The sequence below is a fragment of the Bacteroides caecicola genome (assembly GCF_023337095.1).
GTDB lineage: Bacteria > Bacteroidota > Bacteroidia > Bacteroidales > Bacteroidaceae > Phocaeicola > Phocaeicola gallinarum.
Genome location: NZ_JAMBLM010000001.1, coordinates 1 through 26543, shown reverse-complemented (window position 1 = coordinate 26543; position 26543 = coordinate 1). Strand labels below are relative to the sequence as shown.

Below are 26543 nucleotides of genomic sequence, written 5' to 3'. Positions count from 1 at the left end.
AAAAATAAAAAAGATGAGTAAATTTAGCGAATATATAAAAGGATACTTCTGGGGTACGAAGACGCTTTTGGTGGGTATGCGTACTTCTATGAAGGTTTTCTGCCAGAAGAAAGTGACGGAACAGTATCCGGAAAACCGCCACACTACCCTCCATATCCCGGAACGCCATCGCGCCATGCTCGTCATGCCTCATGACGAAGAAGGAAACAACCGTTGCATCGCCTGCGGATTGTGTCAAATGGCTTGTCCGAACGGAACCATCCGCCTGACAACCGAAATGCGCGAAACGGAAGAAGGAAAGAAAAAGAAATTCCTTGTGAAATATGAATATAACTTGGGTTCATGTATGTTCTGCCAACTGTGTGTGAACGCGTGTCCGCATGACGCCATCCGTTTCACGAATGACTTCGAAAATGCCGTGTTCCAGAAAGAAAAGCTCGTACTGACATTGAATAAAATAAAATAAGTAAGATTATGAGTATATCACTTCAAGAAATCGCATTCTATGTCGTAGGTGCATGTATCGCCTTGTGTTCGATACTTGCGGTAACTACGGGACGAATACTGCGTGCAGCAACTTACCTGTTGTTCGTGTTGTTCGGAACAGGAGCCATCTACGGAATTTTAGGCTATACTTTCCTCGGTGCAGTCCAGTTGATGGTTTATGCCGGAGGTATCGTAGTTCTGTACGTGTTCTCTATCCTTTTAACACGTTCTGATAAGGATATGAAATATCGACAAAACCGTGCTAAACTGATTAGTGTCTTAGCAACCGTAATTGTGGGTGCTGTTTTGGTTTTATTCTTGACTCTATCAAACGGATTTGTTTTAAATACAATTCCGCAAGGTGTAGAACTTCCGATGGAAACAGTCGGCCATGCGCTAATCGGTACAGATAAATATGAGTTCATCCTGCCTTTCGAGGTAGTCAGTGTATTGTTGCTGGCATGTATGGTAGGTGCTCTTCTTATAGCCCGAAAAGAAAAAAACAATTAAAAAGAGAATTATGGAAATACATGTAATACACTACCTGATTATCAGTACGGTGATGATGTTCTGCGGAATCTACGGATTCTTCACACGCAGAAACTTACTCGCCCTTCTGATTTCGGTGGAACTGATGCTGAACGCGACAAACATAAACTTTGCCGTTTTCAACCGTTATCTTTTCCCTGACCAATTAGAAGGACATTTCTTCAGCCTGTTCGGTATCGCTATCGCCGCTGCCGAAACAGCCGTTGCCATCGCCATTATTATTAACGTATATCGTAACGTTAAGCAAGTGCTTACTGACGATATAACTGATCTGAAAGGATAACTATTAAAGTGAAAAAATTATGGACTATACAATTCTGATACTAGCATTGCCCGCACTAAGTTTCTTAGTACTGGCTTTGGCCGGCATGAAGATGTCGCACCGCGTAGCTGGTATGCTCGGTACGCTATCATTGGGTATCGTGGCTGTACTAAGTTATATGACGGCTTTCAGCTACTTTACTGCTGAGCGCACATCCGAAGGCGTCTACCCCACGCTTGAACCGTGGAACTTTGAATGGCTTCCGTTCACTTCATCACTTCATATCGACATGGGCATTTTGCTTGACCCGATTTCGGTTATGATGTTAGTGGTAATATCTACCGTCAGCTTGATGGTACACATTTATTCATTCGGCTACATGAAGGGAGAAGTAGGTTTCCAACGTTACTATGCTTTCCTTTCTCTTTTTACATTCTCAATGTTGGGACTTGTTGTAGCTACGAACATTTTCCAAATGTATGTATTCTGGGAATTGGTGGGTGTTTCTTCTTACCTGCTTATCGGCTTCTACTATACCAAACCCGAAGCGATTGCAGCCAGCAAGAAAGCATTTATCGTTACCCGCTTTGCCGATTTGGGCTTCTTGATCGGTATATTAATCTACGGATACTACATGAACACGTTTACATTCACTCCTACCGAAGAACAATTAATGCACGCCGGCATGGTTCTGCCGTGGGCATTGGGATTGATGTTCGTAGGTGGAGCAGGTAAAAGTGCCATGTTCCCGTTACACATCTGGTTACCGGATGCAATGGAAGGCCCTACACCGGTTTCTGCATTGATTCATGCTGCCACGATGGTGGTTGCCGGTGTATACTTGGTAGCGCGCATGTTCCCGCTGTTCATCGGATTTGCTCCGAACGCTTTACACATGGTTGCATACGTGGGAGCTTTCACAGCATTCTACGCCGCAGCCGTTGCATGTGCGCAAAGCGATATCAAACGTGTGTTGGCATTCTCTACCATCTCTCAGATAGGTTTCATGATGGTAGCCTTAGGCGTTTGTACTGCTGCCGACCCGCATGAAGGCGGTTTGGGATATATGGCAGGTATGTTCCACCTCTTTACTCACGCCATGTTCAAAGCCCTCTTGTTCTTGGGAGCCGGTTGTATTATCCACGCAGTCCACAGCAACGAGATGGAAACAATGGGCGGACTTCGGAAATACATGCCTATTACTCATATTACTTTCCTTATCGCATGTTTGGCTATCGCAGGTATTCCTCCGTTCTCAGGTTTCTTCTCTAAAGACGAAATTCTGACTGCATGTTTCCAGTTCAGCCCGGTTATCGGATGGGTGATGACCATCATTGCCGGAATGACGGCTTTCTATATGTTCCGTTTGTACTACGGTATATTCTGGGGAAAAGAAAACAAAGAATTGCACGAACATCATACCCCGCACGAAAGTCCGCTGTCTATGACTTTCCCGCTGATGTTCTTGGCTCTGATTACGCTTGTTGCCGGATTTATTCCGTTCGGACATTACGTTTCTTCTAACGGTCATGCTTACGACATTCACCTCGACTGGAGCGTAGCGGGTACAAGCATCGTGGTTGCCGTAATCGCCATTGCACTTGCAACATGGATGTACGCCCGCGAAAAGCAGCCTGTTGCCGAAATGCTTGCAAAACGTTTCAGCACCCTGCATCGTGCCGCATACCGCCGCTTCTATATGGATGAAATCTGGATGTTCGTAACAAAGAGAATCATCTTCCGCTGCATCTCTACACCGCTGGCATGGTTCGACCGCCACGTGGTAGACCAGTTCATGAACTTCATGGCATGGAGTACAAATGCGGCAGGCGAAAGTGCACAGCCCATCCAGAACGGCCGCATTCAGAGTTATACACAATGGTTCTTAGGAGGAATCGTCGTACTCACTATTATCTTATTAATTTTCTAAAAAAATGAATATACTGAGTCTTTTCGTATTAATCCCGTTGCTGATGCTCCTCGGGCTGTGGATTGCCCGGAACCTGAATCAGGTACGGGGAGTGATGGTGGCAGGCTCAACCTTGCTTTTGATTCTTTCTGCCTACCTCACGGTATCATATATTGGTCTGCGTAACGCGGGCGCTACCGACGAAATGCTTTTCACCGACAGCATCTCGTGGTATGCTCCGCTCCATATCTGCTATTCGGTCGGCGTCGACGGTATTTCAGTTGTAATGCTTCTGTTGAGTGCCATTATCGTATTTACCGGAACATTTGCATCTTGGAAGCTCCAGCCGCTTACTAAAGAATACTTCTTGTGGTTTACATTATTGAGTACCGGTGTGTTCGGTTTCTTTATTTCGACCGACCTGTTCACCATGTTCATGTTCTACGAGGTTGCCCTTATCCCGATGTATCTGCTTATCGGCGTTTGGGGTAGCGGACGCAAGGAATATGCCGCAATGAAACTTACACTGATGTTGATGGGTGGTTCGGCTTTCTTGCTTATTGGTATCTTGGGTATCTATTACGGAGCCGGAGCTGAAACGATGAACGTTCTCGAAATAGCAAACAAATACATCCCGACAGAAATCCAACGTATTTTCTTCCCGGCTGTATTCCTCGGATTCGGCGTACTGGGAGCTTTGTTCCCATTCCATACATGGAGCCCCGACGGTCACGCTTCTGCCCCCACGGCGGTAAGTATGCTCCACGCCGGCGTATTGATGAAGCTGGGAGGTTACGGATGTTTCCGCGTAGCGATGTATCTGATGCCTACCGGAGCTGCAATTTGGGGAGACCTCTTCCTGATTCTGACTACGATTTCGGTAGTTTACGGAGCTTTCAGCGCCGTTGTACAAACCGACTTGAAGTACATCAACGCATACTCTTCTGTTAGCCACTGCGGACTTGTATTGTTTGCTTTATTGATGATGACCCGTGTGAGCGCAACCGGAGCTATCCTCCAGATGCTGAGCCACGGATTGATGACAGCCCTCTTCTTTGCTTTAATCGGTATGATTTACGGACGTACACATACACGTGACATCCGCCAACTTTCCGGTTTGATGAAGATTATGCCTTTCTTGGCAGTAGGTTACGTGATTGCCGGTCTTGCCAACCTCGGACTTCCGGGCTTGAGCGGATTTATCGCAGAAATGACGGTATTCGTAGGTTCATTCCAACACACAGATTCGTTCCACCGCATCTGTACCATCATCGCTACTACAAGTATTGTGATTACAGCCGTTTATATTCTTCGTGTTGTGGGCAAGATTCTTTACGGAACTTGCAAGAATCCGGAACACTTGAAGCTGACCGACGCTACGTGGGACGAACGTTTCGCCGTTATCTGCTTAATCGTAGCCGTAGCCGGATTAGGACTTGCGCCGTACTGGGTAAGCAATGTTATCAGCAGCAGCGTAGAACCGATTATTTCGCAATTAAGTTTTTAGATAAAGCATAACTTATGGATATAACAACAGCATTACTTTCCATGCAGGCTGAAGTCAGCCTCGTGGCAATATTGATAATCGTACTTCTCACGGATTTGTTTCTGAAAGAATCGAATCCGCGGATGATGCAGTCCGTGTCTTGCATCCTGCTGGTAGTACAGTTGGCGTTGAATATCGTGCCCACCGCCGGAGAAGCTTTCGGAGGCATGTATCACAGCACTGAAATGGCATCTGTAGTTAAAACAATCCTGACGGCCGGAACGTTGCTCGTTTTCCTGCAGTCAGGCGAATGGCTGGAACGTGAAGACTCACGCCGCAAATCGGGCGAATTTTACCTGCTCACACTGAGCACGCTTTTAGGTATGTACTTCATGGTAAGCTCTGGAAGCTTTATCCTTTTCTACATAGGTCTGGAATTGGCAAGTATCCCGATGGCATGTCTTGTTGCACTCGACAAATACCGTCACCACAGCGCCGAAGCCGGAGCCAAGTTCATCTTGAACGCCATGTTCTCGTCTGCCCTGATGCTTTATGGTATCTCAATGGTTTACGGAACATGCGGAACGGTATATTTCGCCGACCTTACTTCGGCTCTGACAGGTACACCGCTCCAAATCTTGGCGATGGTATTCTTCTTCTCCGGACTGGGATTCAAGCTCAGCCTCGTTCCGTTCCACATGTGGACGCCCGACGTTTATCAAGGTGCGCCGACTGCCGTTACCGGTTATCTGTCGGTTATCTCGAAAGGTGCAGCCGCTTTTGCGCTGATGAGCATCTTGGTTAAAGTATTCGGCGGAATGTGCGAACAGTGGAGCCTGCTGCTCAGCATCGTTATCGTAGTGACTATTACCATAGCAAACATCTTTGCCATCCTGCAAACCGACCTGAAGCGCTTCATGGCGTACAGTAGTATCTCGCAGGCAGGTTACATCATGCTTGCCGCACTGGCAGGAGACGGTCAGGGAATGTCTTCACTGGTATATTACATCGTGGTTTACATTGTGGCAAACCTCGCCATCTTCGGTGTTATCAGTGCCGTAGAGCAGCGTACCAACGGATGTGTAGAACGTTCGGCATACGCAGGTTTGTATCGCACGAATCCACACCTGACGCTGGTAATGACACTTGCACTGTTCTCTTTGGGAGGTATCCCGCCGTTTGCCGGATTCTTCTCTAAATTCTTCGTGTTTGCTGCCGCTTTCCACGACGGTCACTGGTTAGTTGTGTTCTTGGCGTTGATTAACACCATCATCTCATTGTTCTACTACCTGCTGATAGTAAAAGCAATGTATATCACGCCGAACGACAATCCGGTACCCACTTTCCGCAGTTCTGCCCTGATGCGCACCAGCCTCTTGCTGTGCGTGGCAGGTATCATCGTGTTAGGTTTGTTCAGCAGCATTTACCAGTTGCTTAGCGACGTGGCTACATTCTAAGCAGCTGCCCGTTGTTTAGTTTGGGTACACTAAAAAATACCCGCACTTTATCACCCCGATAAGGTGCGGGTATTTTTTTGCGCAGTGAAGTCATTCAAACCGTCCCGTCTCCCTCCAAAGAAAGCACAAAAAAATTCCCCGGAAACACCTCCGAAAACGCTACCGTTAGCGTTACTCATCCCATGCGGTAGAGTTTGCCTGTTCTTCCCATAGAACGACCTTACACTATGGGAAGCGTTTTCAGGTCTTGACAAAACCGGATAAAAGCCTAAACAAGCTCACTGAAATGTATCCGGGAAAGTCATCGAATCAGCCTATAAAATCTTAAATTCCGACAAATTGCTACCCGAAAACAAAGCCTGTCCTAAAATATGTAAAGAATTAAAAAAGAAATATCTATCTTTGTGGCAATTAAAGGAACAACCAATTTTGAATTTTAAGAAATTAGATAAAATCTCCACTATGTCTGAAAGAAAAGTTAGAGTTCGTTTTGCTCCGAGCCCGACCGGAGCATTGCATATCGGCGGTGTACGCACTGCCCTGTATAATTACCTGTTTGCACGCCAACATGGAGGCGACCTGATATTCCGCATCGAGGATACCGACTCAAACCGCTTCGTACCGGGAGCAGAAGAGTATATCATCGAATCGTTCAAATGGCTGGGTATCAAGTTCGATGAAGGGGTAAGTTTCGGAGGTAATTACGGTCCGTACCGCCAATCGGAACGCCGGGACATCTATAAGAAATATGTACAGGTATTACTGGATAACGGCAAAGCCTACATCGCTTTCGACACGCCCGAAGAACTGGACGCAAAACGCAAGGAAATCCCTAACTTCCAATACGATGCTTCGACACGTACTTCGATGCGCAACTCACTGACGATGAGCAAAGAAGAAGTCGACCAACTGATAGCCGAAGGCAAACAATACGTAGTGCGGTTCAAGATAGAGTCGAACGAAGACGTACACGTACACGACTTAATTCGCGGCGAAGTGGTTATAAACTCTTCCATCCTCGACGATAAGGTATTATATAAATCGGCAGACGAACTGCCTACTTACCACTTGGCAAACATCGTAGACGACCATTTGATGGAAGTATCTCACGTAATCCGTGGCGAAGAATGGTTGCCGTCTGCCCCGCTGCACGTATTGTTATACCGTGCATTCGGCTGGGAAGACACAATGCCGCAATTTGCCCACTTGCCTTTGTTGCTGAAGCCCGACGGAAACGGGAAATTGAGCAAACGCGACGGAGACCGTCTGGGATTCCCCGTATTCCCGCTGGAATGGCACGACCCCAAAACAGGTGAAGTGTCTTCAGGATACCGCGAATCCGGCTACTTGCCCGAAGCAGTGATTAACTTCCTCGCGCTGTTGGGTTGGAATCCGGGAAACGACCAAGAAATCATGTCGATGGACGAACTAATCAAGCTGTTCGACCTGCATCGTTGCAGCAAGGCGGGAGCTAAGTTCGACTACGAAAAAGGGAAATGGTTCAACCACGAATACATTCTGATGAAGAGCGATGAAGAAATCGCTACACTCTTTATGCCGATTTTGCGCGAACACGGCATCGAAGCTCCGATGGAAACCGTGGTAACGGTGGTAGGACTGATGAAAGGCCGTGTAAGTTTCATCAAAGAGCTGTGGGATACCTGCAAATTCTTCTTCGTGGCTCCAACCGAATACGACGAGAAAACAGTAAAAAAACGCTGGAAAGAGGATTCGGCAGAACGTATGACCGAACTTGCCGACTTACTGGAATCGCTTGACGACTTCTCACTGGCACACCAAGAAGAAGTGGTTATGAAATGGATTGAAGACAAAGGCTATCATTTGGGAAATATCATGAACGCTTTCCGTCTGACGTTGGTAGGCGAAGGAAAAGGGCCGCACATGTTCGACATCTCTGCCGTATTGGGCAAAGAAGAAACCGTAAGACGTATGCGCCGTGCGATAGAAGTGCTTAAATAAACTTCAGCGGAAACTACTATGATTTATAATCTCATCATTACCTTATATATAAGTGCTGTCCGCGTGGCAGCACTTTTCAATAAAAAAGTATCCCGGATGGTGAAAGGAGAAAAAGAAACGTTCTCTATCCTGAAAAGCCAAATCAAGACGGGAGAAAAATACATCTGGTTTCATGCTGCCTCGCTCGGAGAGTTTGAACAAGGACGTCCGCTTATCGAAGCCATCCGCAAACAATATCCGCAATACCGCATCCTGCAAACATTCTTCTCGCCTTCCGGCTACGAAGTACGTAAAGATTATAAAGGTGCCGATGTGGTGTGCTACCTGCCGCTCGATACGCCCCATAACGCCAAACGCTTTATCGAGCTTGCACAGCCCTGCATGGCGTTCTTCATCAAATATGAATTTTGGCAGAACTACCTGAATGAACTGCACCAGCGAAATATCCCCACATATAGCGTATCATCCATATTCCGTCCCGGACAAATCTTTTTCCGTTGGTACGGAACGGGGTATCGCAAAGTGCTTAAAACATTCACCCACCTGTTCGTTCAGAATGAAGAATCGGTACGCCTGCTGAAAAGCATCGGAGTGACCGACGTAACCATCTCCGGCGATACTCGCTTCGACCGCGTGATAGACATCTGTCGGCAAGCCAAAGAACTTCCTTTGGTAGAAGCATTTAAAGGAACGAACGAAAAAACATTCGTTGCCGGCAGTTCGTGGGCTCCGGACGAGGATATTTTCATCCCCTACTTCAATGCCCACCCCGAAATGAAACTTATCATCGCTCCGCACGTAATCGATGAAAGTCATCTGAAAGAAATAATGAGCAAACTGCACCGCCCTGCCGTACGCTACACACACGCCACGGCAGAAAACATCCGTCAGGCAGACTGCCTCATCATCGACTGTTTCGGGTTACTGTCTTCCATCTACCGCTACGGAGAAATAGCTTACATCGGAGGAGGATTCGGCGTAGGCATCCATAACACGCTCGAAGCTGCCGTTTATGGCATTCCCGTTATTTTCGGACCGAACAATCAGAAGTTCAGCGAGGCTCAAGGATTAAAATCCTGCGGCGGAGGACTTGAAATACATGGAAAAAAAGACTTCAACGAACTGATGGATAAGCTACTTTCCAATTACAGTTTTCTCGACAAATCCGGAAAACGAGCCGGTAATTATGTAAGAGATAATGCCGGCGCTTTAACAAGAATCATGAATCGGTTGAGGTTTTAATGAGACAAGTTAATTATACAATAAAATCCGCTCCATCTTGATAGAATGAAGCGGATTTTATTTTCCGTGGAGCTGGAGGGAGTCGAACCCTCGTCCAAACAAGGAAGCCATATGCTTTCTACATGCTTATCTCTGCCTTCGGTTTTCGTGTACAGGCAAGACCAGAGCCACCAACCTGTACCTTAGTCCCTAAAACTTCATTCCGACTGCGGGACTATGCCGGAACTATTCCCGAATTTGCTGCACCGCTGGATCAAACGCTTCGGAACAAGAGCTTTTGAGCGATGTCTCGTTTCCATCACTGTGACGGAAATAAAGCTAATCTACTGTACTTCGATTAAGCAGCGAGAGCGTAATTTTCGTTGCCAGATAATTGTTGAGTAACTGAGATTATAGTGCAAATCACCGACGCACTGCATGCTTACATACCACATCTCTCGCTGTCAAAACCAAACAACCCCGGATGTTTTTGTATATATCAGGCGCAAAGCTAAGAGTTTTATTCCGATTCTCCAAAATTTGCGCCTGAATTATTCATTTATACGTAAGTTTCCAAGAATTTTACTTTTCCTTGCGGAACGACTTCGAGTGTCTTCGTTGTTGCCGGGAAAAGTACTGATTCTCCTGCCTGCAGCTCTACCGTATTGCCTTCGTTATCGGTTATCGAACAAGCTCCTTCCATGCAGATATAGATAACAAACGAATCTAACTCGCTGTAATCCATCGTCATGTTTTCGCTCAGGTCGTATACCGATGTAGTGAAATACGGACAGGTTACCAATTCTACCGGCTCGTTCTGCTTCGGCTCGTAGTGTGTACGGTAATCGGCTTCCACGCTGTAATCAATAGCATCTTTCGACAGTTCCGTATGCAGTTCGCGGGTGTTGCCGTTTTTATCCTTACGGTTAAAGTCGTAGATACGGTAAGTGATGTTTGAGGTTTGCTGGATTTCAGCAATGAAACATCCGGCACCGATGCTATGAATACGTCCGGCGGGAAGGAAGAACACATCACCCGGCTTCACAGCATAATCTGCCAATGCGTCGCAGATGGTATTGTCGGCAATCATGGCTGCATATTCGTCGGGCGTGATTTGCTTGCTCAGTCCCGAACGCAAGTGAGCCTTGCCGTTGGCATTGTCGATAACGTACCACATTTCGGTTTTACCCATTGAGTTATGGCGTTTCATAGCCAATTCATCATTAGGATGAACCTGAATAGAAAGATCGTCTTGCGCATCAATAAACTTAATCAACAAGGGGAATTTTCCGTTGAAACGTTTGTAATTTGCTTCTCCTACCAATGCTCCCTTATATTCATCGACCATCTGAGTGAGGTTTTTACCGGCATCTGCTCCATTGGCTACTACTGATTCGTCGCCCGGAACATCCGATATTTCCCAGCTTTCTCCCACTTGTGCCTGCTGGCAATCAAGGTGTTTGAAAGGAATAATCTTATCTCCGCCCCAAATGGTAGATTTTAAAATCGGATTAAATTTTAATGGATACATACTATTTATAGTTTTTAGGGTTAGAACTGTTACAAAAGTAAGCATTTCGCCGTAAAAACGGATGTTTTCAGTCACAATTTTTAGCGACCGGCACAGCATCTTCTTGGAAATAAGGGAAAATAAAAAGACGTGTCTACCGTATCGAGACCCGCCGACTTCTTAAAAGAACCCCCATTAATGGGTTCTTTTTTTCATCTTAGATTTGATCATTAAAGGTTTTGTTATCCTTTTCTTTTCTACCTTAAAAAACAATCTTAAAAACCTATTTTCAACTTAATACCTGAAAACTTTTACCTTTTTCTTTTAACTAATACCTTTTACTAACCTTAAGCTAATACTAAACAAATCTTCTTTTTTACCTTAAACCTAATACCTTAATTTACCTTAATATCAAAGTCTAATACCTTTTTGTGTCTTTTATATCTTCTGGTTTCACAACCACGATACAAAGGTAGGGATTTATTTGTATATAGCAATAAGCAGGTACTTGTTTTTTAGATAATATAGCGTTTTCATGATTTATATCAAGAAGAGACGCCTATCTATGCCTTCTATCTGCCTGCTGAAGGGGCAAAAACAAAAAAGATGCGCTACAACATAAAAATGCGGCAAACGAAGTTAACGAAAAAACAACCTCGTTTGCCGCAATCGGGCGGTAATGTTAATTATCCTAATTTTAAGAAGGCTTGAACAAGCTCTTGGGATGGCTCTAAAAACGCTACCCATAGAACAGTCTGACGCTATGGGAAGAACCGGGCAACGCTACCGCATGGGATGAGTAACGCTAACGGTAGCGTTTTTCCGGAGCAAACCGGCAAGTTTCAAAATGCGCTGATTACTGCTTCCCCGGAATTCCAAATAAGGAGAATACAGCTCGGAGATGAATTTCCCGTCTACCAACACGTCGATATAATCCAACAGCGGACGCCGCGAGGCGTCTGCCAGCAGGTCTTCGTACACGTAGCCCGTATAACACCAGATGTTCATCCCCGTATGTTCTTTCACCCGGCGCAGCACAACGAGAAATTCTTCGGGATTAAAGAAAGGGTCTCCGCCCGAAAAAGTTACGCCGTCGAGCAGCGGATTAGCCTTGATTTCAGCTATCATTCCATCTAACACTTCGGTGGTCAACGGTTTTCCTGCCTGCGGATTCCACGATTCCGGATTGTGGCATCCCCTGCAACGGTGACTGCATCCGGCAAGATAAATGGAATAACGGATGCCGTCGCCGTCGACAATGGTTTCAGGATAGGTATATAAATAATGAAGCATAACGGCTATCTACAAAGTCAGGCATGTTTTACGCGGTCATGCTCTTCGGCACGCTTCGCCGAGTTCCAGCTATTCAGGTCGCCCGTCAGATAACCGGTGATGCGGCGCATACGAAGGATGTTTTCACTACGGCAAATCGGGCACTTATCGTAGATAACACCCTTATAGCCACAATGATGACAAGTATCCACCGGATGGTTAATCGAGCCGTAGCCGATGTTTTCGTCGTGCATCACTTTCACGATTTTAGCGATGGAACGCACATTTTTCTGCGCTTCGCCATCCAGTTCAACATAGGTGATATGTCCGCCGCGCGTCAAAGCATGAAACGGCGCCTCGCTTTTTATCTTTTCGATAATACTGATAGGCTCTTTCACATCTACGTGGAAGGAGTTGACATAATAATCGCGGTCGTTCACACCTTCGATGATACCATACTTCCGTTTGTCCATCCGCGTAAAGCGTCCCGACAGTCCTTCTGCCGGCGTAGCAAGAACCGAATAGTTCAAACGGTACTTCTGCTTATAGGCATCCGCCACTTCGTTCATCACCTCTACGGCTTCGTATAACGTATTCCACGCCTTGCGGCTGTGTCCGTGTCCTTTCCCGTAAAGTGCCACCATTGCGTTATGCCCGCCTATAAAGCCGATGCCCAGCGTACCTTGATCCAACACGTCGCCCACTTCATCGTTCGGGTTGAGCTGTCCGCCGCCTTTCCATACGTTGTTACCCATCATGAACGGAAACTGTCGTGCCAACGCCGTGCGCTGATACCGGTAGCGGGTATAGAGTTGTTCGGCAATGAAGCCCGACATTTCTCGCACTGCGTCAAGGAAGATTGCTTTCGCCTCACGCTCCACGGCGTCGGGGGTATGGTTGTCTGCCATACTTTCTGCCTTGATACGTGCTTCGATGGCAAGGCGCGGCAGATTCATGGTGGTAAACGAGAGATTTCCCCGGCCTAAAGAGGTTTTCTCGCCGTTCAGGTTCTCGAATACGCGCGTACGGCATCCCATCGTAGCCAACTCGTAGCGGTAACGTTTCGGGTCGTCGGCACGCCATTTCTCATGTCGGTTAAAGGGAGTGTCGAGAAACATGAAGTTCGGGAAAAGAGCTTTAGCCGTTGTTTGGCAGGCTTGCAAGAAAAGGTCGAAGTTCGGGGCTTCGAACGTCATTTCTCCTGCGAGTGCCGCATCGAAGTCTTTCATCGCACGTTCATAATCGGCATCCGAATACGATACGCCGTCTTTTACCTTGAATATCTGGATGGGGAACACGGGAACTTCGCCGCGCGTGCCAAGTCCTTCTACCGTGGCACGCAGCAATTCTTGGATAACCATGCGTCCCTCCGCCGAAGTATCCGTACCGTAATTGATGGAGCTGAACACCACCTGATTGCCACCGCGCGAGTGCATCGTATTCAGGTTATGGATAAACCCTTCCATTGCCTGATGAGTATCTTTGCGCGTTTGGGCATACGCCTTATATAATATATGTGTCAGTTCGCCGGTGGTTACGTCGAAACCCTGCCCGTTCAGAACGGAGACTAACGCCGACTTTTCCGAGTCGCCAAGCAGGATGGTAGCAACGTGAAGCCTTACCATCTCAAGCAACGTGCGTTCGTCTACCGCCTGCCCTTTCATCTCAATGCAGAACGAAAGCATGGAGGCAACGATTTTTTGGAAACTCTTCAGCACACCTTTCGCCATGAAGAAGTCGAAAGCAGGGATTGCCTGCCCGCCGTGTTGCTCATTCTGATTGGTCTGAAAAATAATGGTAGCCAGCGTAGCATAGCTTTGGATGGACTGCGGGGTACGGATGCTTCCGTTCTTGGTATGAAACCCGCGCTCGAACAGATCGTCCAAGTCATATTGAATGCAAGTAGTGGTTTTCGTAGGGTAATAATCCAAATCGTGGATATGAATGTCGCCCAACTGATGTGCTTCGGCATAGGGTTTGGGCAGAAGGTATTTATACGTATAATCTTTGGTTATTTCCGATGCAAAGGTCATCATCTGTCCGGCAGGCGTATGGCTCGACATGTTGGCATTGCTCAGGTTGATGTCGTTACGGTCAATCGCCACGATGCCATCCATCACATGCTTGATGTGAGTTTTGCGTTCGCGCTCGGTATTTCGCCATTGGCGATAGATGATGTACTTCTTCGCCACTTCGGGCTGTACCTTCATCAGTTCGGTTTCCACAAGGTCTTGTATCTCCTCCACTCCTACGGTATTTCCCGTAAAGTGAGCAATAACCCGGCGGGTGATTTCTTCGATGGACTCATCCTGTTTGTCCAACCCGGTCGCTTCGAACGCTTTACCGATGGCTCCTGTTATTTTACTTGCCGAAAAACGTTCCTGTTTTCCGTCGCGCTTGATGATGCAAATCTCTGATAGGTTCATAATCCGTTTCTTACTCTGAAAGGGTAAAACATTGGTTTATCTCTGCCTGCCTAATGACGGACATTCATCGTCTGGAAGGCAAGACAAAGATAAATCAAGTTTTCCGGAAAATAAAACAGGGTTTTTATCGGATTATCTAAATTAGACAACTCGGAATAACAAAAACACCTTTTAAAGTACGTTGAGAGCGATAAACGGACAACTTGTTATTTATATTACATTTTAATCTTGCAAAAACAGAAAAGTTTTATATAACAAATCCGAGCCTAATTATCCCAAACTATTTTCACCATACATGGCCGGGCATCAACACTCATCCTTGTCCACTACTGAAATTTTCGGGCAGATTCACGGGTTGCAACCCCATACCGCGAGCCTGCTCAAGCATATAGGCAAAAGCGGCATCGTGTTCGTTAGGGATTACCCCGTCCAGAATTGCATCCTTAATACTGCTTTTCAGTTTTCCGATTTCCCGACAAGGCTGAAGCTGAAATACGTGCATGATTTCTCCTCCGTCTACGGGCGGCTGGAAATTCCGGATACGGTCTTTTTCCTCCAAGTCTTTCAGTTTCTGACGTACGAGACGGAAGTTATCCAAAAAACGCTGTTTGCGGGTTTCGTTCTTCGAAGTAATGTCTGCTTCACACAGGGTCATGAGGTCGTCGATGTCATCGCCGGCTTCAAAAAGCAAACGGCGCACCGCCGAATCGGTTACTACATCGTCTGCTATCACAATGGGACGCATGTGAAGCCCTACCAACTTCTGTACGTATTTCATCTTTTCATTCATCGGCAGCTTCATGCGGCGAAACAGGTCGGGAATCATCTTTTCGCCCACGAAGTTATGGTTATGGAACGTCCACCCGGCGCGTTGCTCCCAGCGTTTGGTGCGTGGCTTTCCGATATCGTGAAGCAATGCCGCCCAGCGCAACCAAAGATTATCGGTTACTTTCGAGATATTATCTACTACCTCCAGCGTGTGATAGAAATTGTCCTTATGCCCGCGTCCGTTACGCACTTCCACACCTTGCAGCGCCACCAGTTCGGGGAATATCAATTCCAGCAATCCACAGCGGTCGAGTTCCACAAAGCCTTTTGAGGGCGTACGAGACAAAAGAATCTTGTTCAACTCATCGGCAATACGTTCACGCGAGATAATTTTAATGCGCTCGCGGTTACGCTCCAGCGCGGCAAAGGTTTCATCGTCGATGTAAAAGTTAAGCTGCGCCGAGAAACGTACGCAACGCATCATACGCAGCGGGTCGTCGCTAAAGGTTATATCGGGGTCGAGCGGCGTGCGCAACGTGCGTTCTTTCAAGTCCTCCAGTCCGCCAAACGGGTCTACCAGCTCTCCGAAGCGCGCACTGTTCAGACACACCGCCATGGCGTTTACCGTAAAGTCTCGCCGGTTCTGGTCATCCTCCAAAGTACCGTCTTCCACCACCGGCTTCCGGCTGTCGTGACTGTACGATTCCCTGCGCGCTCCCACGAACTCCACCTCCGTATCATGATACTTAACCTGAGCCGTTCCAAAATTTTTAAAAACCGACACCCGCGCACCTTTACCTAACTTTTTGCCGAATGCCTCCGCTATTTCGATTCCGCTCCCCACAACAACGATATCAATGTCTTTCGAAGGACGATTCAGAAATATATCACGAACGTATCCGCCTACGGCGTAACATTCCAATCCGAGTTCGTCTGCCGTCTGAGAGATTAAACTGAATATCTTGCTGCTGAAGTGTTCCTTTAATTCCATGTATATATTCAACTTTATTATATGAGGCGACAAAATTACAAAAAAACGGGCGGGTGGAAAAGCAAAGCATCCAAAAAGCCTCCGCCACTTCGAATCACCGCCTCTTAAACACACAAAATGCAACCTGCTGTTTGCAAATCGGGGAAGGTACCGATTAAAAATAGTGAAATTTTTCCGTAATTAACGTGAAAGCCACCCGTTCGAATTTATTTTTGGCAAGGCAAAAATTCATTTTTATCCCAGAAACTTTTATCTTTGTAGCCGTGAAAGAGAAATCACATATTATAACAAACTTAAATAATAAGAATTATGGAATTTGTAACAAATGAAAAGCTTACCATTGTTGGTGCTGCCGGCATGATCGGTTCTAACATGGCTCAAACAGCCATTATGATGGGTTTGACTCCGAACATCTGTTTGTATGACCCGTATGCTCCGGGTTTGGAAGGCGTAGCTGAAGAATTATACCACTGCGGTTTCGAAGGCGTTAACGTAACTTTCACTTCAGATATCAAAGAAGCGCTGACAGGTGCTAAATATATCGTAAACTCAGGAGGTGCTGCCCGTAAAGCAGGTATGACTCGTGAAGACTTGCTGAAAGGTAACGCTGCCATCGCTGAAGAATTCGGTAAGAACGTTAAACAGTACTGCCCGGATGTAAAACACATCGTGGTTATCTTCAACCCGGCTGATATTACCGGTTTGATTACTTTGCTGTACTCTGGTTTGAAACCGGGTCAGGTTACTACTTTGGCTGCTCTTGACTCTACTCGTCTGCGCAGCGAATTGGCTAAACATTTCGGTGTTTCTATGGACGCTGTTGAAAACTGCCGTACTTACGGTGGCCACGGCGAACAGATGGCAGTATTCGCTTCTACGGCTAAAGTAAACGGCAAACCGTTGACCGACATCATCGGTACTGACGCTTTGACTAAAGAACAATGGGCAGAAATCCAACAGAAAGTAACTAAAGGCGGTGCAAACATCATCGCATTGCGCGGACGTTCTTCATTCCAAAGCCCGGCTTACGTATCAATCGAAATGATTGGTGCTGCTATGGGCGGCAAGGCTTTCCGTTGGCCGGCAGGTACTTACGTATCAAACGACAAGTACGACCACATCATGATGGCATGGGAAACTTCAATCACTGCCGATGGTTGCCACTGCGCAGAATTGAACGGAACTCCGGAAGAACAAGCTGCTTTGGATAAGAGCTACGCTCACCTCTGCGAATTGCGTGACGAAGTTATCGCTATGGGCGTTCTTCCTCCGGTATCAGAATGGAATGCTTTGAACCCGAACATTAAATAATAAGCATAAGCCATAAGAAACAGAAAAAGAGGGAATCATGCGGTTCCCTCTTTTTTATTTGTTACGAAATAGTTTCAACGACTCAAATAAAAGCAAGAAGTACAGAAATAGTTCCGCAGATACTTTAGCTTCCCTACCCAACCGTATAGTTTCTTAGGGGTGAACCCAAATTTCCGCTTATAATGCGGGTTGATGAACCAATAAATCTTGTAGATAACTTCACTGCCTGTCTGCCTCATCATCCGCTCAAACTGTTCGATGGAAACACCGCAAGACTTTATGCTTAACAGTTCACGTACACAAGAGTCGTCTTCTTTCCCCATCCTTAACAACAGTTTATATAGCGGCGCGGGCAGTAAGTGAATATAGGGCAGATGCGAAAGGATACGGTTCCGGCAGATTTGCTGATGTCCGCCGAAGGGCATTTGCCAAGCAGGAAAGCCCCAAAAGATAATGCCGCCGTCTTTCAACAGACTTTTGGCTTTAGTTATAACGGCGAGTCCCCCCCGGAATATGTTCTATAACATCATGTATTACAACTAGTTCGAACTTTCCAATGTCTTCTGAAACATCAGCAATGTCCGAACAGATAAAAGTCCCTTTTGCTTTCTTCCGTGCAAAAAACTCCACCGCCTGCTCTATTCTGGTTTTCACAATATCAATGCCGGTTACTTCGCATCCCGCCTCAGCAAACGGAAGCAAGTTTCCTCCTTCTCCACAGCCTAATTCCAAGACCTTCATTCCCGGATATAAACGGATAAACTTCCCGAGATAACCGATGTAGAAATCGCGGGAAGTCGCGGCAAGGTCATTAAAATAGGCGTACCTGTCTAAATGCCTTTGTTGCATACTATAACTTTTTTCCTGAATCTATTTTATAGGTCATAGATACACAGTTTTCATTTACATTGGCTTAATCTTATCCATCATTTTACTCAATCTTGTCAAGTTCTATCACCGCTATTTTTTCTTTATCCGGACTTGCTTCATTCTGTATAAGCGTTATATGGTTTTTGGTATAACTTTTAATCAGCCACGGAGAGCCTGCCAAATATTGCGCAGTGCTATTGAAGGTAATATATTTCCCTTCTATCGTATAAGTAACATCTATCGGATTATAATTTTCCCAAATAACTTTACCTTTCTCCGTACTAATAAATTGCATACCGACAGCCATATCAGGAAATGCCCAAGCATCACAATGTCCTCTTCCTTTCCAAGATGTTTGATACAAGTCTTGCGGAGTCAAACTATCTGTTTGTAACTCATCATCATTACTACAACTTATAAGAATAATGTTACAAAGAATAAGTAGTAATACCGAATAAAAGCGTGTTTTCTGTTTATACATAATATACTGTTTCAATTATTACAAACCAATTATAGTATATAAATTAGCTAAGGTTGCTATAGATATATTTTTCTCTACAAGTTCACTTCCCCAAGTATAAAGACCATATACATCTAAAATACTTTCATCGCCTTCATCTGCAAAGAAAGAAAAACAAATTTTAGATGTAGGATTATATAAATACTCCATATTTGTTTTCGCATTGTAATACTTATAAAATCCATTATAATCAAAATGTGAAAGGACAAGACATAGGGGATTCCTCAAGAGAGGATCTATAGAGTTTTTTGTATCATAACCTATTTCTATATCTGAACTAAAATTAGCCGAAAGTTCATGCTTTATTAATTCAGCCTTTTCAACAAAAACATTTTCATTATTATTAGCTCTTAACTCTTCATCCGATAAGCTATTTGCTTCTCCATTACTTAAAACTATTAAATCTCCTTGCCTTGTTACTAAAACAGGTGCTATATCATATAATTTTTCACCAGTAGAAGTCCTTCTTGAAACCACCCTTTGTATAACAATCTTAGGTTCATAGAACTGTGTTACAGGGAGAAGTATTCCTTTCGAAGTATCATCAAAACGGTTCTTAAAATTCTTTTCTAAAACAAAATCTGACATTGGAAATAAACCTTCTTCTGTCAAATCAATCACTGTATGATTTTTTGAATCACTAAGAGATTTTCTCCATGGCTGTAAATCAATATTAATATCTTTCAAAACCGACGTACTATTAATTATACCTGAACCATCTTGAATTCCTCCAAATGTTTTGATTTGGACAAAAATATCCGATTTTGTATAATATGTTGAATCAAAAGTACCATCCTTTCCATTAAAACTAAAATATCCAGATCCAGAAATTGAATCTTCTTTATATACAAAAGAGGCTTTAATTCCGTTTTCTAAAGATTTTGTTGTCTCTTCTACATTCTGTGAAGCAGAGGAATTTCCCATAAATTGAGCAAAAGCTCTTCCTCCAGTATAATATCCAACAACAACAAAATCACCATACGCTTTAAGAATAGAAGATATGGTAGAAGAATACAAGCTATTAACAAACGATCTTCGCAGAAATTGTCGAGCATAGACCTTTGAAGCAGCATCAGAACTTAATAACATAAATTTACCATGCGCAAATAATATATTCATTTCTCCAAAGGTTTGCTCTTTTTCTTCATCCATAAATGTTCTAAATGTCTCCGTTGTTGTTTTTTTCTTTCCTATAGAAAAGAAACCTAAATTCAAAGAAAAGCCAGATTTAACTGTTTTACTTATAGATGAAAGATGAACATATTCATTGAAATCATAATAGGCATAAGATGATTGATCATTCCAATTAGGATATTTTGCATCAACATAAGAAGCATCATATTCTTTTATAGCATCAATATCTAAAATTGAATAAGTAAAGTTATCAAAATCACTAGGAATATAATTACCATTTGTTAATTTATAACCATATCCTAAATAATTATCAGAAATAGCAATATCATTAACATTTCTTGACAATGCATTGTCAAAAGATATTTTTTTTGCTTGAGGAATAGGAAGTTTCGGATTACGTTCTTGCAAGATCACCTCATTTTTCGATATCCCAGTAACCTGTATATCAGTTGGTAAATTTTGTAAATCCAAATTATCGGTACAAGAAAAACAAAAAAAAGCAAATGATAAAAAGACAACTATCTGAGTTTTCATAGTTTAATAATTATTTTTTTAATTCTAATGGTTTTATTTCGATCACATTATCTTTTGCCAAAAGATTAGTATGATATACACCGTTCCAAGTTCCTTTCAACCTAACTTCTCTTTCCGTACTTTCGTTTTCTTTTTTTAAAGTTAATAAAACAGTATAATTAGCAGTAACATTATATGTCTTATAATATGAAGTAACTCGCACTAAACTAGGTTCATTGACGGTTATAGGAACAGGTCTCACTACCTTTCTCTCTATTCGTGTCACTGAAGGTGAATAAACAGCACCCGGCATAAACAATGTAGAATCTATATCCTCACCTACACTAAAATTATCCGGAGAAATAAACTCACCTGACAAAACTGCTGGGCGAAGAAATCTATAATCACCATTTGCATAGTTAGAAATTTTCAAAGCACCATTTTCCCGATAAGATGAAGTATCATATACAGTCGCAGATGGATAAATAGTTATTTTATTAGGACCAAGCACATTAGAACTTTGAGCCGAACCTTTTGCTTCGACAGGAGTAGTTTCTGTAACAATAGCAGATTCTTCATCAAATGTTATTTTTTTTATTGTGAAAGCATCAGATAATTCTATCAAAAATTCTTGCTCTGGCTTCTTTGTATATTGAGCATATCCAACTGTCCCATCATCCTTAGCTTCAATTACATAATTAAAAAGGCTCCACGGATCATCGGGATTCGTCATCCCATAATATGTTTGATTTTCTATAGCAAAATATCCCTGTGTACTAGCTGGTATTAAATCCCAACTTCCCGAAGAAATATCATCTGTGTTCCATACAAAAACCAAATTATTATTTGGATTACTCGTATAATGAGCACAAACTAAGGGCTTATTATATCTTTTTGAATAAAGTAAATATGGGATGCCTGTAACCGAAGGTAATATCTTCATATAAAAGAAAGACTTATTTTTATTCAGAATTAATTCTTTTCCTACACCTGTTTCATAAAGATAAGGAGCTGTACTAGGTACACCACCACGAACTTTTAAAGCAAAATTCAACTCCCTAATAGCATACATATTGGATGAATAATATTCATCATAAGCAGCATATAAATTAGTACGTTTATTCTTTTCCGGAAATAAATCATTATTTCTAAACAAAACTACAGAGTCTGATTGAACAATCGTTCGTGAAGCGATCTGATCATCTAAATTAGATTCATCCGAAAGAAAATCTAATTCTTGTTCACATGAAACAATAAAACTTGCAAAACCTAATAGTACTAAACTATTTTTCAAATAATTATTCATAATATTAAACTTTAAATTAAATAATAGTCTACAAATCTTTTATTTCTATCATTTCTCAAAAGTCGCATAAATCTTATCCGAAGGATTCGAACTGGTCACTACTATCATATAGATATTGCCATCGGGCAATTCCTCTAAGGGAAGCATTACACAGGCTGATTGGGACTGAGGGACATACTTCTCGAATACAACCGTTCCCGAAGTATCCATAAAAGTGATAATGATATCCCTATCCGGACAGTCATTGGATAAAATTAAAAGATTATCCGCTACTTGACCGCTTATAGGAATATCATTTAAACTACGGCTTGCAGGATCCCAACTCCCTCTCCAAGTTACACAAGAAGCTCCCATTTTCCCTGTCACACTCTCCATGCTGAAAAGAAAAATGAAAAAGAATAAAATACTTAACTTTGGTCTCATAACAATTTGGTTTTGATTGAAACAAAATTAAGTACGAAACCCTAAAATTACAAGAAACTCATATAGACTTCATATAGACAAATGGAATAGACAGAAATAAGATAACAAACTAATAACAAACGAGTTACACAAACAGTTATTTAAAGCAATCTATACATCATCTTTCAATACCCCCAAATCCATAAATCAAGGCTCATCTTCTTTGGAGGAATACCCAATGTCGTATAGATTTTGTTTTTGATACGGAACTTTCCCGTAGAGACAGACGATGCGGATATACCTAATAAGACTGCTATTTCTGAAACCGTGAAACGCAGTTTTATCAGGCAGCAAAGCGTGATTTCATTGTCGCTCAATGCCGGTACATCCGTGTGCAGCCGCCGGCAAAACTCGGCATAAATCACATCGGTAAGCTGCCGGAGTTGCTTCAAATCTTCATCTTTCAAGTAAACGGGGCGGCTGTGTAAAGCAGACAAATAGGGATGTTCCTCCACAAGCCAAGCGGACAGATGTTCTTTTTGCTGTTTCACCGCATAAAGTTCCTCCGTAATCCGCTTTATCTCCGTAGAGTCGTACGACGATACGTCCTGATGCTCTATCCGGTTTTTCAGTTTACCGTTTTCCGTCTGCAACCGGCGGTTTTCATCCTGAAGGGTAGATACCAATTTCTGTTGCTCTTCCAACTGTTCCGCCGTATCGCTGCTTTGAGCGATTTCGGCCTCTAACGCAGCAATGTAATTGGTATTGCGCTTAATCAAGGCTTCGTTTTCATGGAGCGACAGAACCAGCTTATTCAGTTCTTCTTCTTTCCGGCGCAAAGCCTTTTGGCGGCGCAAATGAATATAAATAAACAAAGCCACTAAAAACAGGACAAGGATAACAAACAGCATCAACCAATAAACGACTTTTGCCTTTTCCAATTCCAACCGCTGGTTTTCATTAACCAACTTCTGATGCTTGTATTTCTCTTTATAGGCAATAATCTCTTTGCCTTTATCCAACTCAAGCACAGAATCTTGATAAACAAACAGCGAGTCGCCATAAGCGCCCATGTATTTCCGGTATGCCGGCTGATGGCTCAAACGGAACAAACATTCATACGTGGCGGTACGGGTATATAGATTAGCCCCATGTAAGGCTTGCGTCAGGTAATAATGAGCGGAATCGTATTCCGCAAGATTCAAATAGGTTTCTCCCAAACAATAGAAAAACTGAGGGCTTTTATCTTTGGTAATAATATTTTGGAGCAAAGATAAGGCTTGCCGATAATCACCTCTATTAATATAAATATCGGCTAATTCCCTATTAATGGTTTTCACATTTGCAGAATCTGAAACTAATGCCACCTTCATCGCTTCACGATAATAAACAATAGCCGTATCTAAACTATTTTTTACACAATAACTTCTTCCCAAACTCATTAAAGCATCGACTTCATACCGCCTATAAGGAGATTTACGAGAATATTCATAAGCCTTCCTGCCGCTTTCCAGCGCATAGTCCGCCAAATCACGATACAAATAAACATTATTGAGCGATGACATAATCAGATACCGAAGCGTATAATCATCTGTCAATGCGGCGTATTTATCGGCTTCCGCATAGTAACGTATCGCTTTCTCGGCACGCCCCAAATCATAATTCACCCCGCCCATATAAAGTGCCGCCATCGCCTTGCGGCGTGCATCGTCCGTATTCCGGTAATAATCGTAGGCGATACGAATAAGCGAGTCGGAAGGGATGGGGAGGAACTGCTTGTAGGCAGCCTGCGTGGTGAGCAGGCACCAAAGGGCATGTTGCTCCTCGCCTGCGGGTACAGGCATGGCTTGCAGGATGTGTAACGCGCTGTCCGGATAATCGAACATCACATTTTCTGCCCGCGTCAGTTCCCGCAAGGTCACTTCGCCCTCTTGCTTCGTGCCGCAACCTGCCCAAGAGCATACCAGCACGCTAATAATCCCCCATATCAATCGTTTCATGGCTTCCTACTTTGTCTTGTTCATATTTTGGTTATGGATATCCGCCACCTGCCCATGTAAACGCGGATGGATTCGGGCGTATGCGATACGCCCCTACAAGCCATTTGGCGGGATGCGGACATCACCTTGTGGTTTCAGAGCTGTTCCGATTTTCCGGCTTGGCAGGGGCGAAACCGACCTCCATTTTCCTTCAAAAAACGCTATGGGAAGCGTTGCCTAACCCATGCGGATAAGTTATCCGGTTCTATGGGTAGAACAGACCAACGCTATGGGAAGCGTTTTCATGCCCCGAAACGGAGCCGGACCAATGCTCAAACAGGCTCTAAACGCGAAGTTAAACAATTTTTCGGAAGACAAAAAAGAGGCTGTCTTTGAGACAGCCCCTTTTTGAAAATTCAAAGCCCTTTTACCACAAAGCCACTTTACCGCCAACGCCCAAATCAAGAGAAGCAGAACCGAATCCCAGAGCCTTGAAAACCTTGCTCATGGTGGGGAGGGTAATAACACATTTACCACTTTCAAGTTTGGAAATCTGAGATTTTTTCACACCGATCTTAGCTCCTAACTCTTCTTGGGTAAGGTGCTGCTTAAGCCGTTCGTCTTTGATAGCCTTTCCAATATAATAAGCCTGAGCTTCCTCTTTTATCCGGGCTTCCATTTCATCCCTTTCAGGAGTACCTACTTTCCCCCAAACCTCATCTACCCAATCATCGGCAGGAGTAAATGTCATCTTTGCCATAACCTTCAGTTTTTATTATTGAAATATTCCTTTCTTATCGCCTCTGCCCTTTCTATCTCTTTTTTAGGCGTTTTAAAAGCCTTAGCCTCATCGCTCATTATCAACTTTATGTATTTTTCCATCGCTCCTTGATTGCGAGTACAAAGTTACCGCTTTGTTTCCTTACAAGCAAACTTTTGGCGGCAATTCTGATTTGTTACCCGATAATCCACTTACTACCCGGTACGTACGAAATGATTTTGGCAGTAATGAAACAAGATACGAACGTGGCAAACGCTATACACGGTATCGCGCTTACGGTGGGCAGAGCCAAATCGACCTTAAACACGGTTACCCACAGCCCTAACCAGAAGATGTGCATCAGGTACACACCGTAACTCAGCTTCGACATTTCCGTAACCATTTTGGGAGCTTCCTCTGAGCGGATGCACGTAAACAGCAGGAAGGTTCCGGCGGTTACAATCACGCAGTTGATGGTACACATCGCCCAGCCTATCTCGATAACCGGCGTAGAATGTACGACACCGGGCACGGCTTGCACGTAGAACGAGCCGATGGTCCACAACGCTCCCACAACGGTAAGCGCCGTTCCTACCGCCAAGCGTTTAGAGCGGTCCCACTTCAGGTGTACCCGTATGTAATGCGCCAGCACCACGTAGCCCAAATAACCTGAGAAATACCACAGCGCATGGTATTCGTTCCAGAAACATTCTCCCCACAGTTCCCCAAACCAGCGGTGGAGGTAAGGCATACAGGTAGACAGGGCAAACAGCGCGATAAAGAACAGTTCTTCTTTCGGCGTAGCCTTACGCAGCCACGGCGAGATGACCGGCGTAAACAGGTAAATGCTGATAAGGGGATACATGAACCACAGGTGTCCGGCAAGTGTGGGGAAGTTCAGCAGAATACGCGACAAATCTCTGGCAGAGGTTTCCGCACTTATCTGCCCCCACAGCAAAGGCAGCGTACTGTACAGTATCATAAACACGATAAAAGGCGGCAGGATGCGCTTAAAACGCCGGCGGTAATACTGCCACGGGGTAACATCTTCTTTCATCGGCACAAGCAGATAGGCGGAAACGATGATGAACAGCGGCACAGACATGCGCGACAGTCCGTCGTAAACAGAAACCCACAGGCGGTCGGCTTCGTTGGCAAGATAAGACTGAGGCCCCGCCATATCCGTCGAGCCGGCGGCTCCGTAAAAATTCTCACTGGCATGAACTACCATTACAAGGAAACAAGCAAACACTCGCAAGTAATCTAAGAAAACAATACGCTTCATTCTTCTTTTCTGCTTTTCGGTTATAAAATGTTGTTTGATGAATATCCGTTTACCGATGTAGGGGCGTATCGCATACGCCCGAAAACATCCGCCCTGCACACTCAGGACGCATACATCAAGTCAAGAAAAACTTTTTGCAGAAACTC

At 44.2% G+C, this 26543-nt stretch carries 20 protein-coding genes, 1 other RNA gene and 1 pseudogene; 9 read left to right on the top strand and 13 right to left on the bottom strand.

All coding sequences use genetic code 11. From position 1 onward, the window contains the following. Nucleotides 1-13: 13 nt before the first annotated feature. The 8 genes from M3085_RS00110 to M3085_RS00075 all read left to right on the top strand — a co-directional run bounded on the left by M3085_RS00110 (nucleotide 14) and on the right by M3085_RS00075 (nucleotide 9371). Entirely contained in the window at nucleotides 14-466 is a 453-nt protein-coding gene (locus M3085_RS00110) for a NuoI/complex I 23 kDa subunit family protein (protein WP_178255519.1), read from the top strand. Between the two features lie 8 nt (nucleotides 467-474). Then, on the top strand, nucleotides 475-996 hold the full coding sequence (locus M3085_RS00105; protein WP_178255518.1) for an NADH-quinone oxidoreductase subunit J: 522 nt from the start codon (nucleotides 475-477) through the stop codon (nucleotides 994-996). Between the two features lie 10 nt (nucleotides 997-1006). Next, entirely contained in the window at nucleotides 1007-1318 is a 312-nt protein-coding gene (nuoK, locus tag M3085_RS00100; protein WP_178255517.1) for an NADH-quinone oxidoreductase subunit NuoK, read from the top strand. A 19-nt stretch (nucleotides 1319-1337) separates the two neighbouring features. Beyond that, entirely contained in the window at nucleotides 1338-3227 is a 1890-nt protein-coding gene (gene nuoL / locus M3085_RS00095; RefSeq protein ID WP_191710551.1) for an NADH-quinone oxidoreductase subunit L, read from the top strand. A gap of 4 nt (nucleotides 3228-3231) precedes the next feature. After that, entirely contained in the window at nucleotides 3232-4713 is a 1482-nt protein-coding gene (locus M3085_RS00090; RefSeq protein ID WP_178255515.1) for a NuoM family protein, read from the top strand. Nucleotides 4714-4727: 14 nt separating this feature from the next. Further along, complete coding sequence (locus M3085_RS00085; RefSeq protein WP_178255514.1) at nucleotides 4728-6149, top strand: NADH-quinone oxidoreductase subunit N; 1422 nt, start codon at nucleotides 4728-4730, stop codon at nucleotides 6147-6149. A 462-nt stretch (nucleotides 6150-6611) separates the two neighbouring features. Further along, nucleotides 6612-8129 (top strand): glutamate--tRNA ligase, encoded by a 1518-nt coding sequence (gltX, locus tag M3085_RS00080; RefSeq protein ID WP_249052000.1) that lies wholly within the window; start codon nucleotides 6612-6614, stop codon nucleotides 8127-8129. A gap of 18 nt (nucleotides 8130-8147) precedes the next feature. Next, the gene (locus M3085_RS00075) at nucleotides 8148-9371 is read left to right on the top strand and encodes a 3-deoxy-D-manno-octulosonic acid transferase (protein ID WP_249051999.1); all 1224 of its coding nucleotides are present in this window, start codon (nucleotides 8148-8150) and stop codon (nucleotides 9369-9371) included. A gap of 64 nt (nucleotides 9372-9435) precedes the next feature. Here M3085_RS00075 and ssrA read toward each other — a convergent pair. The 5 genes from ssrA to M3085_RS00050 form a co-directional block, all read right to left on the bottom strand. Beyond that, nucleotides 9436-9832, bottom strand: a transfer-messenger RNA (tmRNA) gene (ssrA, locus tag M3085_RS00070). A 77-nt stretch (nucleotides 9833-9909) separates the two neighbouring features. Next, the gene (locus M3085_RS00065) at nucleotides 9910-10881 is read right to left on the bottom strand and encodes a type I phosphomannose isomerase catalytic subunit (RefSeq protein ID WP_178255511.1); all 972 of its coding nucleotides are present in this window, start codon (nucleotides 10879-10881) and stop codon (nucleotides 9910-9912) included. 762 nt (nucleotides 10882-11643) lie between these two features. Beyond that, the gene (gene nrdG, locus M3085_RS00060) at nucleotides 11644-12153 is read right to left on the bottom strand and encodes an anaerobic ribonucleoside-triphosphate reductase activating protein (RefSeq protein WP_249051998.1); all 510 of its coding nucleotides are present in this window, start codon (nucleotides 12151-12153) and stop codon (nucleotides 11644-11646) included. Nucleotides 12154-12170: 17 nt separating this feature from the next. After that, nucleotides 12171-14558 carry an anaerobic ribonucleoside triphosphate reductase gene (locus M3085_RS00055; RefSeq protein ID WP_249051997.1) on the bottom strand — a complete coding sequence of 796 codons (2388 nt, stop codon included), beginning with the start codon at nucleotides 14556-14558 and terminating at the stop codon, nucleotides 12171-12173. 313 nt (nucleotides 14559-14871) lie between these two features. Next, nucleotides 14872-16317, bottom strand: a complete 1446-nt coding sequence (locus M3085_RS00050; protein ID WP_178255508.1) for a CCA tRNA nucleotidyltransferase — start codon at nucleotides 16315-16317, stop codon at nucleotides 14872-14874. A gap of 309 nt (nucleotides 16318-16626) precedes the next feature. Between M3085_RS00050 and M3085_RS00045 the strand changes: the two genes are divergently transcribed. Next, nucleotides 16627-17628 (top strand): malate dehydrogenase, encoded by a 1002-nt coding sequence (locus M3085_RS00045; RefSeq protein WP_204499555.1) that lies wholly within the window; start codon nucleotides 16627-16629, stop codon nucleotides 17626-17628. A gap of 74 nt (nucleotides 17629-17702) precedes the next feature. Here M3085_RS00045 and M3085_RS00040 read toward each other — a convergent pair. From M3085_RS00040 to M3085_RS00005, 8 genes and pseudogenes are all read right to left on the bottom strand, one after another. Continuing rightward, nucleotides 17703-18477, bottom strand: a pseudogene (locus M3085_RS00040) (class I SAM-dependent methyltransferase). Between the two features lie 82 nt (nucleotides 18478-18559). Next, complete coding sequence (locus tag M3085_RS00035) at nucleotides 18560-18979, bottom strand: hypothetical protein (protein WP_249051996.1); 420 nt, start codon at nucleotides 18977-18979, stop codon at nucleotides 18560-18562. Between the two features lie 18 nt (nucleotides 18980-18997). After that, nucleotides 18998-20686, bottom strand: coding sequence for an MAC/perforin domain-containing protein (locus tag M3085_RS00030; protein ID WP_249051995.1), 1689 nt, complete (start codon nucleotides 20684-20686; stop codon nucleotides 18998-19000). 10 nt (nucleotides 20687-20696) lie between these two features. Then, nucleotides 20697-21971 (bottom strand): hypothetical protein, encoded by a 1275-nt coding sequence (locus M3085_RS00025; RefSeq protein ID WP_249051994.1) that lies wholly within the window; start codon nucleotides 21969-21971, stop codon nucleotides 20697-20699. A gap of 48 nt (nucleotides 21972-22019) precedes the next feature. Then, entirely contained in the window at nucleotides 22020-22394 is a 375-nt protein-coding gene (locus tag M3085_RS00020) for a DUF3244 domain-containing protein (RefSeq protein ID WP_249051993.1), read from the bottom strand. Nucleotides 22395-22558: 164 nt separating this feature from the next. After that, on the bottom strand, nucleotides 22559-24373 hold the full coding sequence (locus tag M3085_RS00015; protein WP_249051992.1) for a hypothetical protein: 1815 nt from the start codon (nucleotides 24371-24373) through the stop codon (nucleotides 22559-22561). 406 nt (nucleotides 24374-24779) lie between these two features. Beyond that, nucleotides 24780-25112 (bottom strand): helix-turn-helix domain-containing protein, encoded by a 333-nt coding sequence (locus M3085_RS00010; protein ID WP_191710540.1) that lies wholly within the window; start codon nucleotides 25110-25112, stop codon nucleotides 24780-24782. Nucleotides 25113-25308: 196 nt separating this feature from the next. Then, a complete protein-coding gene (locus tag M3085_RS00005) occupies nucleotides 25309-26397 on the bottom strand; it encodes an acyltransferase (protein ID WP_178257090.1) in 1089 nt (362 codons plus the stop codon). Nucleotides 26398-26543: the final 146 nt, after the last annotated feature.

Excerpts from the sequence above, each read along its gene's own strand:
- M3085_RS00110 (WP_178255519.1), top strand. The coding sequence starts at position 14 with ATGAGTAAATTTAGCGAATATATAAAAGGATACTTCTGGGGTACGAAG.
- M3085_RS00105 (WP_178255518.1), top strand. The coding sequence starts at position 475 with ATGAGTATATCACTTCAAGAAATCGCATTCTATGTCGTAGGTGCATGT.
- nuoK (WP_178255517.1), top strand. The coding sequence starts at position 1,007 with ATGGAAATACATGTAATACACTACCTGATTATCAGTACGGTGATGATG.
- nuoL (WP_191710551.1), top strand. The coding sequence starts at position 1,338 with ATGGACTATACAATTCTGATACTAGCATTGCCCGCACTAAGTTTCTTA.
- M3085_RS00090 (WP_178255515.1), top strand. The coding sequence starts at position 3,232 with ATGAATATACTGAGTCTTTTCGTATTAATCCCGTTGCTGATGCTCCTC.
- M3085_RS00085 (WP_178255514.1), top strand. The coding sequence starts at position 4,728 with ATGGATATAACAACAGCATTACTTTCCATGCAGGCTGAAGTCAGCCTC.
- gltX (WP_249052000.1), top strand. The coding sequence starts at position 6,612 with ATGTCTGAAAGAAAAGTTAGAGTTCGTTTTGCTCCGAGCCCGACCGGA.
- M3085_RS00075 (WP_249051999.1), top strand. The coding sequence starts at position 8,148 with ATGATTTATAATCTCATCATTACCTTATATATAAGTGCTGTCCGCGTG.
- M3085_RS00065 (WP_178255511.1), bottom strand. The coding sequence starts at position 10,881 with ATGTATCCATTAAAATTTAATCCGATTTTAAAATCTACCATTTGGGGC.
- nrdG (WP_249051998.1), bottom strand. The coding sequence starts at position 12,153 with ATGCTTCATTATTTATATACCTATCCTGAAACCATTGTCGACGGCGAC.
- M3085_RS00055 (WP_249051997.1), bottom strand. The coding sequence starts at position 14,558 with ATGAACCTATCAGAGATTTGCATCATCAAGCGCGACGGAAAACAGGAA.
- M3085_RS00050 (WP_178255508.1), bottom strand. The coding sequence starts at position 16,317 with ATGGAATTAAAGGAACACTTCAGCAGCAAGATATTCAGTTTAATCTCT.
- M3085_RS00045 (WP_204499555.1), top strand. The coding sequence starts at position 16,627 with ATGGAATTTGTAACAAATGAAAAGCTTACCATTGTTGGTGCTGCCGGC.
- M3085_RS00035 (WP_249051996.1), bottom strand. The coding sequence starts at position 18,979 with ATGTATAAACAGAAAACACGCTTTTATTCGGTATTACTACTTATTCTT.
- M3085_RS00030 (WP_249051995.1), bottom strand. The coding sequence starts at position 20,686 with ATGAAAACTCAGATAGTTGTCTTTTTATCATTTGCTTTTTTTTGTTTT.
- M3085_RS00025 (WP_249051994.1), bottom strand. The coding sequence starts at position 21,971 with ATGAATAATTATTTGAAAAATAGTTTAGTACTATTAGGTTTTGCAAGT.
- M3085_RS00020 (WP_249051993.1), bottom strand. The coding sequence starts at position 22,394 with ATGAGACCAAAGTTAAGTATTTTATTCTTTTTCATTTTTCTTTTCAGC.
- M3085_RS00015 (WP_249051992.1), bottom strand. The coding sequence starts at position 24,373 with ATGAAACGATTGATATGGGGGATTATTAGCGTGCTGGTATGCTCTTGG.
- M3085_RS00010 (WP_191710540.1), bottom strand. The coding sequence starts at position 25,112 with ATGGCAAAGATGACATTTACTCCTGCCGATGATTGGGTAGATGAGGTT.
- M3085_RS00005 (WP_178257090.1), bottom strand. The coding sequence starts at position 26,397 with ATGAAGCGTATTGTTTTCTTAGATTACTTGCGAGTGTTTGCTTGTTTC.